The 15,109-nt window shown below is 43.2% G+C and carries 15 protein-coding genes; 12 read left to right on the forward strand and 3 right to left on the reverse strand.

Features of this window, described 5'->3' with window-relative positions; translation table 11 throughout:
* Nucleotides 1-4 precede the first annotated feature (4 nt).
* The 9 genes from folP (at nucleotide 5) to phoR (ending at nucleotide 9,003) form a co-directional block, all read left to right on the forward strand.
* Nucleotides 5-874, forward strand: a complete 870-nt coding sequence (gene folP, locus ICV89_RS04355) for a dihydropteroate synthase (RefSeq protein ID WP_371817878.1) — start codon at nucleotides 5-7, stop codon at nucleotides 872-874.
* Between the two features lie 43 nt (nucleotides 875-917).
* Nucleotides 918-2,261 (forward strand): phosphoglucosamine mutase, encoded by a 1,344-nt coding sequence (gene glmM, locus ICV89_RS04360; protein WP_215310014.1) that lies wholly within the window; start codon nucleotides 918-920, stop codon nucleotides 2,259-2,261.
* Between the two features lie 115 nt (nucleotides 2,262-2,376).
* Nucleotides 2,377-3,399 carry a phosphate ABC transporter substrate-binding protein PstS gene (gene pstS / locus ICV89_RS04365; protein WP_215310016.1) on the forward strand — a complete coding sequence of 341 codons (1,023 nt, stop codon included), beginning with the start codon at nucleotides 2,377-2,379 and terminating at the stop codon, nucleotides 3,397-3,399.
* Nucleotides 3,400-3,486: 87 nt separating this feature from the next.
* The gene (pstC, locus tag ICV89_RS04370; RefSeq protein ID WP_215310018.1) at nucleotides 3,487-4,476 is read left to right on the forward strand and encodes a phosphate ABC transporter permease subunit PstC; all 990 of its coding nucleotides are present in this window, start codon (nucleotides 3,487-3,489) and stop codon (nucleotides 4,474-4,476) included.
* Nucleotides 4,473-5,339, forward strand: coding sequence for a phosphate ABC transporter permease PstA (gene pstA / locus ICV89_RS04375; protein ID WP_215310019.1), 867 nt, complete (start codon nucleotides 4,473-4,475; stop codon nucleotides 5,337-5,339). Before pstC ends, pstA begins: the two co-directional genes overlap by 4 nt.
* A gap of 56 nt (nucleotides 5,340-5,395) precedes the next feature.
* A complete protein-coding gene (pstB, locus tag ICV89_RS04380) occupies nucleotides 5,396-6,187 on the forward strand; it encodes a phosphate ABC transporter ATP-binding protein PstB (protein WP_215310021.1) in 792 nt (263 codons plus the stop codon).
* A 12-nt stretch (nucleotides 6,188-6,199) separates the two neighbouring features.
* Nucleotides 6,200-6,907 (forward strand): phosphate signaling complex protein PhoU, encoded by a 708-nt coding sequence (gene phoU, locus ICV89_RS04385; RefSeq protein WP_215310023.1) that lies wholly within the window; start codon nucleotides 6,200-6,202, stop codon nucleotides 6,905-6,907.
* A gap of 21 nt (nucleotides 6,908-6,928) precedes the next feature.
* Complete coding sequence (phoB, locus tag ICV89_RS04390) at nucleotides 6,929-7,642, forward strand: phosphate regulon transcriptional regulator PhoB (protein ID WP_215310024.1); 714 nt, start codon at nucleotides 6,929-6,931, stop codon at nucleotides 7,640-7,642.
* A gap of 62 nt (nucleotides 7,643-7,704) precedes the next feature.
* Entirely contained in the window at nucleotides 7,705-9,003 is a 1,299-nt protein-coding gene (gene phoR / locus ICV89_RS04395) for a phosphate regulon sensor histidine kinase PhoR (protein WP_215310026.1), read from the forward strand.
* Nucleotides 9,004-9,018: 15 nt separating this feature from the next.
* Here the strand turns inward: phoR and ICV89_RS04400 are convergent, their stop codons facing one another.
* Nucleotides 9,019-9,234, reverse strand: a complete 216-nt coding sequence (locus ICV89_RS04400) for a hypothetical protein (protein ID WP_215310028.1) — start codon at nucleotides 9,232-9,234, stop codon at nucleotides 9,019-9,021.
* A gap of 661 nt (nucleotides 9,235-9,895) precedes the next feature.
* A complete protein-coding gene (locus ICV89_RS04405; RefSeq protein WP_215310030.1) occupies nucleotides 9,896-10,726 on the reverse strand; it encodes a hypothetical protein in 831 nt (276 codons plus the stop codon).
* Between the two features lie 155 nt (nucleotides 10,727-10,881).
* Here ICV89_RS04405 and ICV89_RS04410 point away from each other — a divergent pair, with 155 nt between their 5' ends.
* From ICV89_RS04410 to ICV89_RS04420, 3 genes are all read left to right on the forward strand, one after another.
* Complete coding sequence (locus ICV89_RS04410; protein WP_215310032.1) at nucleotides 10,882-11,067, forward strand: hypothetical protein; 186 nt, start codon at nucleotides 10,882-10,884, stop codon at nucleotides 11,065-11,067.
* Nucleotides 11,068-11,180: 113 nt separating this feature from the next.
* Nucleotides 11,181-12,932 carry an alkaline phosphatase gene (locus ICV89_RS04415; RefSeq protein WP_215310034.1) on the forward strand — a complete coding sequence of 584 codons (1,752 nt, stop codon included), beginning with the start codon at nucleotides 11,181-11,183 and terminating at the stop codon, nucleotides 12,930-12,932.
* Between the two features lie 158 nt (nucleotides 12,933-13,090).
* Nucleotides 13,091-14,107 carry an alpha/beta fold hydrolase gene (locus ICV89_RS04420; protein WP_215310036.1) on the forward strand — a complete coding sequence of 339 codons (1,017 nt, stop codon included), beginning with the start codon at nucleotides 13,091-13,093 and terminating at the stop codon, nucleotides 14,105-14,107.
* Nucleotides 14,108-14,114: 7 nt separating this feature from the next.
* On the opposite strand, the gene ICV89_RS04425 is transcribed toward ICV89_RS04420, so the two are convergent.
* Nucleotides 14,115-15,083: a hypothetical protein gene (locus ICV89_RS04425; protein WP_215310037.1), complete on the reverse strand. Its 969-nt coding sequence runs from the start codon at nucleotides 15,081-15,083 to the stop codon at nucleotides 14,115-14,117.
* Between the last annotated feature and the right edge of the window lie 26 nt (nucleotides 15,084-15,109).

A 15,109-nucleotide genomic window follows, 5' to 3' on the forward strand; every position in this document is an offset into this window, starting at 1 on the left:
TAAGGTGAGCAAGCAAACTCTGCCCGCAACATGGTGTTGCGGGCGTTTTCTTTTTGACTTTAGTAAACGTCAGCGCCCACTAGTGATGGGTATTCTGAATGCCACGCCAGATTCCTTCTCAGATGGTGGCAAGTTCAGAACTCCAGGTGATGCTATTGCTCAAGCAGAGCGCATGATTGCTCATGGTGCAGACATCATTGATATCGGTGGTGAGTCCACTCGTCCAGGCGCCGAGCCAGTCTCTTTGCAAGAAGAATTGGATCGCGTCTTGCCGGTGATTGAGGCTTTAAAAGATTGTGGCGTCGCCTTGTCAATTGATACCTATAAAGCAGAAACCATGCGTCAGGCGCTTCATGCTGGAGTTGATTGTGTCAATGACATCTGGGCTCTACGGCAAGCGGGTGCAGTAGAGGTCATCATTGAGAGCGATGAGCGTTATCCAAACAAGCAGTGCGGCCTTATCCTAATGCACATGCAGCGTGATCCACAAACCATGCAATTTGATCCTGAATATCAAGATGTCATCGTAGAAGTGAAACAGTTTTTACAAGAGCGCGCACAGTTACTACAAGAGAAAGGTGTGGCTCAAAACCGCATCGCCGTTGACCCTGGCTTTGGCTTTGGTAAAAGTCTGGAGCACAACCTCAAGATGCTGGCAGATTTTGATCAATTCTCGCAATTGGCTTACCCGGTATTGGCAGGGATGTCTCGTAAATCCATGCTGGGCAAATTAACAGGTCGCGATACCAATGACCGTGTAGCACCTAGTGTGGCAGCCGCCATTCTGGCTGCCGATCGGGGTGCTCGCATCATCCGTGTCCATGATGTTCAGGAGACGGTCGACGCCTTGAAGCTCTGGGAAGCTATTCAGTAGTAAGCTGATTAGTTAAATAGCCACAAGTTTTATAATCAAGCCCATGAAAAAACAATACTTTGGTACTGATGGCATTCGCGGTGAAGTAGGGCAATTTCCGATTGTTCCGGAGTTCATCACGCGCCTTGGTTATGCTGCAGGTAAGGTCCTGAGTAGCCAAGCAAAGCCTGGTGAGCGCTGCAAGATTTTGATTGGAAAAGATACGCGTGTTTCAGGTTACCTATTAGAAGCTGCTTTAGAGGCAGGCTTTGCTGCCGCAGGTGTTGATGTGATGTTGTGTGGCCCAATGCCAACTCCTGGCGTTGCTTACCTTACTAAAGCATTGCGTTTATCTGCAGGTGTAGTGATCTCAGCTTCACACAATGCTTATCAAGATAACGGTATTAAATTCTTCTCAGCAGAAGGCGGTAAGTTAAGCGATGAGTTTGAACTGTCTATTGAAGCTGAGCTCGCTAAACCGATGGGTTGTGTCAGTTCAAAAGAATTAGGCAAAGCATTTCGTATCGATGATGCTGCCGGTCGCTATATTGAATTCTGTAAATCTACTTTTCCTGGAGAACTTAATCTCAAGGGTATGAAGTTGGTTGTAGATTGTGCTCATGGCGCTGCGTATCATATCGCTCCCCATGTCTTTCATGAGTTGGGTGCAGAAGTCATCTCTATTGGTGTTCAGCCCGATGGCCGCAACATTAATGATGGCTTTGGCGCTACAGCCCCTGCAGCATTAATTGCTAAAGTTAAAGAAACTAAAGCTGATCTCGGTATTGCTTTGGATGGTGATGCCGATCGTTTGCAAATGGTCGATGCTTCTGGCCGATTGTTTAATGGCGACGAGCTTCTATACGTTCTGGCAAAAGACCGCATTGAGCGGGGCCAAGTCATTGGTGGAGTAGTGGGCACCTTAATGACTAACTTAGCGGTAGAGAACGCGATAAAAGGTCTTGGAATTGGATTTGAGCGCGCTAATGTAGGCGATCGTTATGTCCTGGAGTTACTCAAGCAAAAAGGCTGGATTATTGGCGGTGAAGGCTCAGGCCATCTGCTTTGTTTAGATCAACATTCAACCGGTGATGGGACGATTGCCGCATTGCAGGTATTGGCAGCGATGAGTCAGGCTAAAAAGAGCTTAGCCCAACTCCTAGATTCAGTAAACATCTTCCCTCAAGTGCTTCTGAATATGAAGTTCAAGGCCGGCTACGACTGGAAGACTGATAGCACCCTCAAATCCAAGATTAGTCAGGTGGAGACTGATCTCAAGGGCACGGGAAGGGTACTTATCCGCGCCTCAGGCACAGAACCCGTCCTGCGGGTCATGGTTGAGGCTCAAGATGGCAACGTGGCCATGAGCGCGGCTAAGGGCATTGCCGATCTAATACCAAAATCATAAGTAATTGATTTAATTGAATTAATTTTAATTAGAACACTTGTCACAAAAGAGTCATACATACATCGTATCGTCCTCATATCGCAATGTTGCGTAATTTATCTGAGGAACGATTCACATGAACTCATTTTTGAAAAAAGCGTTAGTGATTAGCGCGATTTCATTTGCTCCAGTTGCATTTGCAGCTGATATGACTGGCGCTGGCGCAACATTCCCATATCCAATTTATGCTAAATGGGCCGAAGCCTATAAAGCAAAAACCGGTTCTAACCTGAACTACCAATCTATCGGCTCTTCCGGTGGTATTAAGCAAATCAAAGCAAAGACAGTTGATTTCGGTGCAACCGACAACCCAGTGAAGTTCGAAGATTTAGAAAAAGATGGCATGGTTCAGTTTCCAGCCATTATTGGTGGCGTAGTTCCTGTTATTAACGTAGAAGGCGTTAAGCCATACGAGCTCAAGTTATCACCGGATACCTTGTCTGATATTTTCCAGGGTGTTATCACTAACTGGAATGACAAGCGCATTGTGCTGAATAACCCTGGCATGAAGATGCCTGACTTGCCAATTACTGTTGTTCATCGCGCGGATGGTTCAGGAACTACTGCAATTTTTACAAATTACTTGGCAAAAGTTAGCCAGAATTGGAAAGATGCAGTTGGTGAAGGTGCTGCAGTGAAATGGCCTGCTGCCTCATCGGTTGGCGGTAAGGGCAATGAGGGTGTTGCAGCAAACGTTTCTCGTGTCAAAGGCGCAATCGGATATGTTGAGTATGCGTATGCCAAGAAAAATAAAATGACTAGTGTTTCTATGAAGAACAAAGATGGTCAATTTGTTCAACCTGATGACATCACTTTTTCTGCTGCAGCGGCTGGTACAGATTGGTCCAAGATTCCAGGTATGGGTACATTCATTACCAATGCTGCTGGTGCTAAATCATGGCCAATCACTGGTGCATCTTTTATTCTCTTGTACAAGAACCCAGAAAACAAATCTAATGCTGCTGAAGTAATTAAGTTCTTTGACTTTGCATTTAAGGATGGCAAGAAGATGGCTGAAGAGTTGGATTACGTGCCAATGCCTGATGTCACAACAGATTTCATCCGTAAGAATGTATTTGCTAAGGTTGTTACTAAGTAATGTTCAATGATTAAGATTTCTTAATCATTACTGAATAACAGCTCCACCAAAAGTGGGGCTGTTTCAATATTTAAATAAGCATAATTTATGATTGAATCCACCCAGTCTCACGCAGCACCGACGCCCCAGGCGCTTCGTATTGCTAAGTTACAGCGTATTCAAGACTTTCTATTTCATGCAGTTACCCAATTTTTTGCATTATCGGTACTGATTGCATTAATCGGCATCATCATCTCACTCATCATTAATGCGTGGCCGGCACTAGATAAATTCGGTATTGGCTTCTTCTTTACCAAAGAGTGGGATATCGTTAATGGAGAGTTTGGTGGATTGATCGCCATCTATGGCACCGTCGTTACTTCTTTGATTGCTTTGTTAATAGCAGTGCCATTAAGCTTCGGTATCGCCGTATTTTTAACTGAGTTATGTCCAGGTCCACTTCGTAGACCCTTGGGTACCGCAGTTGAATTACTTGCCGCAGTTCCCTCAATTATTTACGGTATGTTTGGCTTATTTATTTTTGCTCCTTTATTCGCGGACTATATTCAGCCAGCTTTAGCCGCCACCCTCGGACAAGTACCGGGTTTGGGAATTTTATTTTCTGGTGCTTTTAATGGCATTGGTATCTTGTGCGCTGGACTCATTTTGGCGATGATGATTCTGCCCTTTATCGCCTCAGTAATGCGTGATGTATTTGAAATTGTTCCGCCTGTTTTAAAAGAGTCCGCTTATGGTATTGGTTGTACCACTTGGGAGGTGGTTAAGAATGTCGTTCTCCCTTACACCAAAGCAGGTGTTATCGGTGGGATTATGCTTGGATTAGGCAGGGCACTTGGTGAGACTATGGCGGTGACATTTGTAATTGGTAATGCCCATCGTTTGTCAGCATCGCTATTTGCTCCAGGCAATTCAATTGCATCAACGCTCGCAAATGAGTTTGGTGAAGCTGAGCTCGGACCTCATTACTCCTCTTTATTTGCCCTAGGTCTTGCGCTCTTTATGATTACATTCATTGTGCTAGCTATTGCAAAGTGGATGCTCCTGAATATGGAGAAAAAACAGGGACTGAAGACATGAACGGCCTCTCAAATATTGATCCAGCAATTTTTGCCAAGCGTAAGCGTGCTAATAAAATTGGCCTAATACTTTCTACCGGTGCCATGGTTGTAGGTATGGCATTCCTCCTGTGGATTTTGAGCATTCTTTTCATCAAGGGGTTTTCCTCAATTAACCTTGATGTGTTTACGCAAAGCACCCCTGCGCCTGGATCTGAGGGCGGCGGTTTGGCGAATGCGATTCTTGGTAGTTTGATGATTGTCGCCAGCTGTACTTTGATCAGCACCCCAATTGGGGTTCTTGCTGGTTTATATCTCTCTGAATATGGCGATAGAAGTAAGGTGGCTTCGATAACCCGCTTCGTTACTGACATCATGCTATCAGCGCCATCTATTGTGATTGGTTTGTTTGTGTATGCGATTGTGGTTGCGCAAGTACGGCATTTCTCTGGTTGGGCCGGTACGATTGCACTAGCCTTGATCGCTATTCCTGTAGTGGTGCGTACCACAGAGAATATGTTGCGCTTAGTTCCAGGTAGCTTGAGGGAGGCTGCCTATGCCCTAGGTACCCCGAAGTGGAAAGTGGCTTTCATGATTACCTTACGCGCTGCACAAAGCGGTGTTATTACTGGGATCTTGTTGGCGCTTGCTCGTGTGAGCGGTGAAACAGCACCTCTCCTGTTTACTGCCCTGAACAATCAATTCTTTACAACCAATATGAATGCCCCGATGGCGAATTTACCAGTGGTCATTTTCCAGTTTGCAATGAGTCCTTATGACAATTGGGTTGATCTCGCCTGGGCAGCTGCTTTGTTAATCACATTTGCAGTGCTTGGATTAAACATCCTCGCTCGTGTTGTCTTCCGTGAAAAAGTGCAAAGTTAATGGCCAATATGAAAACTATGTTTGACTTAAATACAATCGATAGTCAAGGAAACAGAATGAACGACAATACCAATATGCAAACAGCCAAAGAAGTTAAAAATGCGCTTGAAGTACGTAATTTGAATTTCTTTTACGGCTCTTTTCAAGGTCTTAAGGATATCAATTTAGATATCGAAGAGGGCAAGGTTACTGCATTCATCGGACCATCCGGCTGCGGAAAATCGACTTTGTTACGCACTCTAAACCGCATGTATGACTTGTATCCAGGTCAACGTGCTGAGGGTGAAATTAACTTTTATGGCCAAAATATCCTAGAGTCTGGTCAAGATTTAAATCTACTACGCTCACGTATTGGTATGGTTTTCCAAAAGCCAACCCCATTCCCAATGTCCATTTACGAAAACATTGCGTTTGGTGTGCGACTTTATGAAAAGCTTTCTCGCTCTGAGATGGATGAGCGAGTTGAGTGGGCCTTAAATAAAGCCGCTTTGTGGAATGAAGCTAAAGATAAACTCAATCAAAGTGGCTTATCTTTATCTGGTGGTCAACAGCAGCGTTTATGTATTGCTCGCGGGGTTGCGGTCAAGCCATCTGTGATTTTGCTGGATGAACCAACTTCTGCCTTAGATCCAATTTCTACGGGTAAGATTGAAGAGCTCATTAATGAACTTAAGCATGAGTACACGATTGCTATCGTCACTCATAACATGCAGCAGGCTGCTCGTGTATCCGATTACACTGCCTATATGTACCTAGGCAGCCTCATCGAATATGGCAAGACTGATGAAATCTTCATCAAGCCTAAGCGTAAAGAAACAGAAGATTACATTACCGGCCGTTTTGGTTAATTGGAGATACACATGCCTGATAGACACCTTTCCTCACAGTTTGACGCAGATTTAAATTCCCTCTCCAGTCGTTTGCTAGAGATGGGCGGGCTCGTTGAGTCTCAGATTTCAACGGCTATGCGTGCTTTCACGCAAATGGATATGGATACTTGTAATGTTGTCATCCAGAACGAAAAGCTCGTAAATGATCTCGAGATCCAGATTGACTTAGCTTGTACTGAACTCATTGCCCGTCGTCAGCCTACGGCACGAGATTTACGTCTCGTCATGGCTGTTTCAAAGGCGATTACCAATTTAGAGCGTGCCGGTGATGAAGCTGAACGCGTTGCCAAGAGAACCAAGCGCTTAATTGAAGCTGGAGCTACTCACAATATTAATGTTGCTGAAATTCGTTTATCCGGACAGATGGCAATTTCTCTTTTGCGTCGTAGCTTAGATGCTTTCGCAAGATTGGATACCGTTGCGGCTGCAGAAGTGGTGCAGGAAGATCGTCAGATTGATGAAGAGTTCAGAGGATTTGTTCGCAAGCTGATTTCATACATGATGGAAGACCCGCACACGATTTCAACAGGTCTAGACATGTTGACTATTGCTAAGGCAATTGAGCGCATTGGCGATCATGCAAAGAATATTGCCGAATTCGTTATTTATATTGCCAAAGGCTCTGATGTGCGTCATATCCCGCATGAGGATTTGGTCCGCGAGGCCAATAAACCGTAACCAATTACAACGGAATCCCAGATGACTCACCGAATCTTAGTTGTTGAGGATGAGCCTTCGATTGCTGAGCTGATTGCAATCAACCTGACTCATGCAGGCTATGAAGTTGAAAGGGCGCTCCAGACTGATCTTGCTATGAATATGATGCGAGATCAGTTACCTTCTCTTTTAATCTTGGACTGGATGCTCCCTGGTAAATCAGGTGTTCAATTTGCTAAAGAGTTGAGATCCAATGAGCGCACCCGCTCTTTGCCCATTCTGATGCTGACTGCTAAGAGTGACGAGTCAGATAAGGTTCTTGGCTTAGATTCTGGCGCAGATGATTATGTAACCAAACCTTTCTCACCCAAAGAGTTAGTTGCACGTGTCAAGGCCCTTTTGCGCCGCCAAACCCCAATAGAAGACTCTGGCCCTTTGGCTGTCGGCCCATTAAGAATGGACCCACTCGCTCATCGTGTGACAGCTGTTTGGCCTAATATGGAGCCTCAATCCATTTCCTTGGGGCCTACCGAATATCGCCTATTGCAGTTTTTGATGGCTAATCCTGAAAGGGTTCACTCTCGGACAAATTTGCTCGATAAAGTATGGGGAAATGAGGTTTATATCGAGGAGCGGACTGTAGACGTACATATTAAGAGATTAAGGGCAGCCCTATCCCCTTCGGACTGTGATCGCTACATAGAGACGGTTCGCGGAAGTGGTTATCGAATTACCAAGATGCCCACCCAGACCTAACTAGAATCAAGCCCTAAACTAGAGTTTTGGATCCGATGTAGCAGATGCTCTAAGATTGTCGTATGTTATCCGTTATTACTCGCTTTACCATGCTTGTCTGCCTGGCTTTTCTTGCCGCATACATAGCATCCTCCAATTTGGGCTCCTTTTCGGGGGTTGCGGCTGCAATATCTGTACTCGCTGTGCCCTTGATTTACTCCTATATTAATTTAGCTCGTTTAAGAAAATTTACCTTATCCGACTCAGTTGAATCCATGCCTTTGCCAAGCGGCTACTGGGAAGAAATCTTTTTTCGCCTTCAGCGTTTAGTCCGCAATCTCAAACAGCAAATACTCTCTATAGAAAAACAGCACAATCGTTTCATTGAAGCTTTTCAGGCCTCTCCTAATGGCATTGTGATGCTGGATAGTGAGGATCATATTGAGTGGTGCAATGCGATTGCAGAGCGTTTCTTTGGATTGAGTTTTAAGCGTGATGCGCTTCAAAGGATTAATTTCCTGATACGACGCCCAGAATTTATCCAGTATTTATATAAGAGGGCCTTTGAGGATCCATTATTGATGGAGAGAATGGGGCCAAACTCTAATCTGAGTTTGATGTTACAAATTTTCCCATTCGGTGATCAACGACATCTCTTGCTTGTGCAGGACGTAACCGATCTTCAAAAGGCTGATGCAATGCGACGTGATTTCGTAGCAAACGTTTCGCATGAAATGAGAACGCCAATTACTGTATTGATGGGTTTTTTGGAGACTATGCAGTCGCTTGACTTGGAGAGATCACAGCAAAGCAAATATTTTGAAATGATGATGTCTCAGGCTCAGCGAATGAAGAGTTTGGTGGAAGACTTGTTGACCCTAGCTAATTTAGAGGCAAATACTTTGCCCGCCCCAATACAAGAAATTAGTATTACCACTCTGATGGCACTTTTAAAGAATGATGCAGAGGCACTTTCTCAGGGTCATCATATCCTTAGCTTTGAGATCTCAAATTCAAATAACTTGATGGGAGAAGAGCGGGAGATCCTCTCTGCCTTTGGTAATCTAGTCTCCAATGCTATTCGATACACACCAGATACCGCCTCAATTAAGGTGAGATGGAGTGTCAATGAGCGTGGTGAAGGTGAGTTTTCAGTGACTGATACGGGGCCAGGTATTGCATCTGAGCATCTATCTAGACTGACTGAGCGCTTTTATCGCGTGGATAGAAGTCGATCTAGGGATACTGGAGGTACTGGCTTGGGATTGGCGATTGTGAAACATATTGCTAATCGTCATCAAGCCCAACTCATCATTAACAGTACGCCCGGACAGGGCAGTACCTTTACTCTTCAATTTCCGAAGGAGCGTATTTCAGTTTAAGAGTACTTGTATTACTTAGTCCTTCTTATCCTTTTTGCCCTTCTTATCTTTTTTCTTCTTGGACTCTTTAGGTAGCTTGTCTAACTTGCCATTGGCATACAGGCACCATACTTTGATTTCCTCAAGCAGCTCATTTAAGTCTTCATAAGACAGATTTTTAAAGTCTTGTAGGCCAATAGCGCCAGACTCTTGAAGCTGTTTTACAGCATCTTCATATTTATATTCGCTCATGGGTATCCGGATAAAAGTAATAGGAACGAACCTATCCTAGCAAAGTAATATGACAAAAGTGCCTTTTTCGCTTCTGGAAGGGCATTTAACTTAGATCGAGGGGAGATTTTAGGTTTATGTTTAATGCTCTAATTCGCGCTAATAACCTTTCTGGCGGACCTCCCATTACAAGAGCGGGCAGGATTGTGACAAGCGATAGTCCGCCCAATACCAGTTTACCAGCCCCAAATGCTGCCGATATAGGGGGCCAAGACCAGATGCTGGCTGAGGTTGTCATCCCAAGTACAAGACTTGTGGATTACTTGTGTTGAATTGAGTAACGTGAGCGGCCTGTTCATCCCGCAACACTTTTCCACGATCATATAGATAAGGGGATTTCATAATTCTCTCCATCAGAAGTCATCGCCTAAGAAAAAAATCGCTATTTATGGGTAAGGGAAGCATTGGAATTAAAGTCAAAATGAATGCTTAAGGCAGCAAAAAATTTATTCAATATCAATTTTGACATCAAGCTGCAATACTCAAGCGATAAAATAAATTTAGTTAAGTTAATCAACTCTATGGAGATTTATATGAAACGATTTTTTATCAAAGTACTGATTATTTGGCATGAGATTAGAGTGGCCTATCGCAATCGGAATATGCAACACCGTCTTGGTAGTTAAAAGCGCCAAGTGAATCCGATCTCTGAGCGAGAGGCATTGATACCTGAGTTGCTCATAATGATTCCCATATTTGCTGCACTTTTCATATAGGAGATGCCAATATCAACACTATTACTTGCTGATATGATGGCTGCAATCAAGGTATAGTTGCTCAGATATTGCTCGGCGCTCGGTGGATTAGTAGTTAGGCCTATATCTAGCGCCAACTTTACTTTGTCTGCTACCTTCCAAACAGGTGCCATAGAAAAGAACCAGATATTGGTTCTATTTTCTGTCGCGCCAGTGCCAATTTTGTAATTGGTGTTGTAGAGAGATTTGCTATACGTTGCATTTAAATGAATTTCCACCAAATCCCAGTATCGTGAAGCAATCAGATTGACGCCATAATTTGGTAACGCGAGACCTAATCCAGCGACTTGCTGCTGTGGTGATCCAGGCAGCGTGATGCTGGGTTTAACTGCTAAGCCCCACTGATCATTCTCGGCAAAGCGCCATTTCATGGCAATAACCTTATTAGATACAGGGGAGAAACTGCCGCTTGGCGTCGCAAAGTAGGTAGCGCCCAAAGATAGCTCGATATTGTCTGTGATACCCCTGGTGTAGGTGAATGGCAAGGCCCTAGCACTTTGCCTGCCAAAATACTCCTCACCAGGCGTAATGACGTCAACAGTATTAGCTGATCCGCCACCATGAGACGCCGTTATAAAAAAATACTGCTCAATCTGATTGAGCCCTTTGGCCACTGTACCTGCATCATCTGTATTTAGTGGTTCAAATGCCTTACATGCTAGTGGAATTAGCAGCAAAAAGAGGGCAATCTTATGCATTGAACTTGGAAGCCTAAAAGCTATCATCTTAATTGCAGAACATTACAAATCAATGTCAAATCAAGCCCTGGTTACTTGGTGCATTTACTATGGTATTGCAATGAATCTGAAATATTTCCTTCTTAACATCATGGTTCCAATACTGAATGGGGAATATGATGAATACAAATAGGGATATCAATTTATCAACTATATTTCGACGCAATCTTGACCTGATTCCTTCTGAGAATGTCAATATCAAGCAAGAATTTCTCAATGAAAAGTACGAAAAGACTGAGCACCGTGACAATGTATTTCTTGTTGATCAGAAATACACCTTAAGTCTCGATGAACTTATTTAGCTATTGATTTGCGTTTAAAAGGCTAGTTATCAAAATTACAGTATGAAATGTCATGAGAATGACATCATCAATAGCCATCATGAACAGTAAACCTACACCATAAGAATCTACGTATGCCTATTATCAAAATTGCTTACCCAATTTTATTTATCGCCCTACTCATTCAGGCAATTTGGGTAGAAGCAGCGACTATTTACCCCATTAATAAGGCATCGATTCTTGTTGGCTCGTCATTTGATATCAAAATTGAATTTGACCAAGAGTACAAATTAGAGGATTTGGATATTCAGCTTAATAGTGCGCCAATCAAAGCACAGATTAAGACACAGCCAGTGTTTATTTCCAATGAATCAGGAAAAGGCAGCTCCCTGATTTATCGAGATGTTCAGCTTTCAAAGCCCGGGCAATATGCTCTCATTGCCAAGAGCGGTCAGGAAAGCATCCAGGTCTCTTGGGATGTCTATGCAAGTGGCCCCCGAAAGGTCAAGAACGTCATCCTCTTCATTGGTGATGGAATGACGATAGCAAATCGTACTTCAGCTCGCGTTTTATCTAAGGGAATTGATGAGGGTAAGTATCAGGGTAAGTTGTCATTCGATGATATGCCCAATATGGCGCTTATTGGAACCTCAGGCTCTGACTCACTCATCACCGATTCTGCAAACTCCATGAGTGCTTACACAACCGGTCATAAGACTGCGGTAAATGCCATGGGTGTATATGTTTCTCGTGCAGCGGACAACTTATCCCATCCTAAAGTAGAAACCATTTCTGAATTAATTAAGCGTAAAACCAAAATGTCGGTCGGCATTGTATCGGATGCTGAATTGCAGGATGCGACTCCAGGTGCCATGGTGGCCCACACTAGAAGACGCGCTGATAAGCCATATATTGCCGATCAACTATTTGCCAGTGGGGCGGAGGTCATTTTAGGTGGAGGCTCCGCTTACTTTTATCCGCAGTCTACTAAAGGGTCAAAGCGTAAGGATGATAAAAATCTGCTTGCCCAATTTCAATCTTCGGGATATTCAATTGCTTTAAATAAGCAAGAATTATTGGCGACTGGCAATGCTAAGGAAACTAGCAAGCTATTCGGAGTATTTCATCCGGATAACATGGATGGGTCCTTAGACCGTCTTTTTCTCAAGAAAAACACAGTAGCACAGTACCCTGATCAGCCAGACTTAACCGAGATGACACAAGCGGCGATCAATGTCTTATCCAAAAATCCCAACGGCTTTTTCTTGATGGTTGAAGCAGCTTTAATTGATAAGTTTAATCATCCGCTGGACTGGGAGCGAGCCGCTTTTGACACCATCATGTTAAGTAATGCTGTACAAATAGCTAAAGATTTTGCAAAGAAAAACCCAGACACATTGATCATTGTTACCCCTGACCATACCCATAGCGGCTCAATCAGTGGTGTTGTGAATGATGCTAAGCCAGGACCCCTAAGAGAAAAGGTTGGGGTGTATGCAGATGCTGGCTATCCAAACTATCCAAAGGCCAATACGGCAGGCTATCCAAATCAGATTGATGTAAGCAAGCGTTTGGCCTTCTTTTATGGAAATTACCCCGATCACTATGAGACGCTTCACCCAAAACTCGATGGCACATTTAAGCCAGCAATTAAAGATGAGTCTGGTAAGTATGTTGCCAATCCCAAATACGTCCAGCTACAAGAAGATGCTATTCATATGACGGGTAATCTGCCTTCACATCAAGAGATGGGTGTTCACACGGCTGATGATGCAGTACTCAATGCCATGGGTCCTGGATCGGAAAAGTTTCGTGGATTCATGGATAACACTGAGGTATTCAAGGTTATGGTCGAAACTCTTGGCTTGGGTTACACCAAGCGCTAGGAAAGCAAATGAGTAATGCTATTTAAGATCTATTACTTGAGATAGATTCCCTTTTAACGGCGCTTTTACTTTATTAATTCATTGCTGTTATTCGATAGCTTTGTAGTTCACAATGAATGCTGACAAGAAATCTCTTGTTATGAATGGACTTGGTCTTAATGAAAAGAAAGTTATACGATTCGCTGGTGGACTTAAGGCTTATAGTTTCTAAAGTGCTGGGGTTTACTCAAGAGATCAAACACATCACCCCAGTGATCACAGTAGGCCGGTTTGGGTTGACGCACGAGATCTCAGATAAACCCTCAGAAGTCATTGAGTTACCCCCTAAAGAGGAGCCCATTCGGCCTAACGCACTTTTAAAGTCAAAGATAGACCTTATTCGACTAGAGACTCGGTATTTTGATATTACAGACGAGGGAGGTAACAGAAAGCTTGCCTACAGCATCTCTGGGAATATCAACGCAGAAAAAGTATTACTTTGCTTGCCTGGTCTATTGGAGACCAAAGACTCCTTCACCGTTTTGCATGCTCATTTTTTAAGATTTGAAGATTGCAAAGTAGTTAGCGTTGATTTTCCTGGAAGAGGGGATTCTGAGTCAATTTCGTCATCTCAAAAATACACCATGTCACTCTACTTATCAGACATTCAAGGCTTAATGAAAATGCTTTTGAGCAATCATCCATCGACTACTCAATTTACTATTTTGGGAACCAGTATGGGTGGTGTATTAGCTATGTACTTAACAAAGTCACTTGGAAAACGAATTTCCGAAATCATTCTCAATGATATTGCCTTAACTGTGAATTGGTCTGCCCTCTATTCTTTATATAAATCAATGAAAAATGAAGTTGGTTTTAAAGAAGTTAAACAATTAGCAAAAGATTTGAGAGTGGATGAGAGAGCATTTGCAGATGTCCAGTTACCAGGCCATTTTGATTTAAATTACAAGGCCGATATATGGGGGATGAACTTCCATGAGGCGATTGAGGGGTACAAGGGTAAGGTGGCGCTGATTTATGGCGCTGACTCAAAGGTATGTACTCTCCAGCGTGTACGCTCAGCAAAGGCTGCAATACCCGGATTCATTTCTTTCGAGGTCGAAAAAGCAGGGCATCCAGTTCCCTTTACACCCCAAGTTTGTGAGTTTATCCAGCTGCAGATGAAACTTAAATAAGCTATTGCTAGTTATTTGCTTTGAGAATGATTGGACTAAAAGTAAAGGGTTGCTCTTGCGCAGGATTAACCTGAACTTCAACAGCTTGTACTTGATCGGCTCCCATTACTTGAAGTCGTAATACATTTTCTAATACCTTTTTTTGATTCTTGCGATATAGGGGCTGATCAATGATTAGTCGATGACTATCACCATGAATCAGCAATACTGGCTTATTGAAAATCTCTGACATAGAGATCAGGCTTTCTAATGTATCGCGATAGCCACTATCGCTACTTGTCAATTGACTAGGTTTATAAAACATATCGGCTTGATAGGCAAAGATGATGCCATTCAAGCTTCTTTGGGTGGCTAAATTAAATGCATGTTCGATCCATGCTAGGTTAGCTTGATTTCTATCTTGATATTCTTTGATAGCAGACTCTGCACCCTCATTATTGTTATTCGAACCAGGTATGTGGATGCTGACAAATAGAAAATTATTCTTTATCCAGTAAGCGTTTTCTACATACTTGGAATGCTTAGGATCTAAGTCAGACTGCCTTTGGACGCGTAGCGTATTTTTACCTAAGCTTTGATTGGTGCTAAAAAATACTGTTCTGAGTGCTGATAGTCTTTCCAATGGATCGTACGCTCCAGCCATGGGTCGGTGGCAGTCAGTCCACTCATTGTCTCCTGGGGTATAGATTAAGGGTGCTTTGAAGTTTGAAAAATAGGATTTAATGATTTGATTGTGTTCATCACTACAAAGTGACGAGCCAGATTTAGTATCTCCAATAAAAATACTGAAACTTGGTTTAAGTCGGTTTATTTCTGTGATTAAGTTTTCAAAGCGTTGAAAATCTTGTGGTAGTGAGTAGGGCATATCACCCAGGGCGATAAATTTAAATGTCTGACCAACAGCAGCTGTTGTAAAGCTTGCTATGGCGATAGCTAGAAAAAATGCTCTGAAGCGAATTGCTTTGAAAGATCTCATTTATTTTTGAATAATTCGCTTATTTG

It is taken from the genome of Polynucleobacter sp. Adler-ghost (genome assembly GCF_018688495.1).
Classification (GTDB): domain Bacteria; phylum Pseudomonadota; class Gammaproteobacteria; order Burkholderiales; family Burkholderiaceae; genus Polynucleobacter.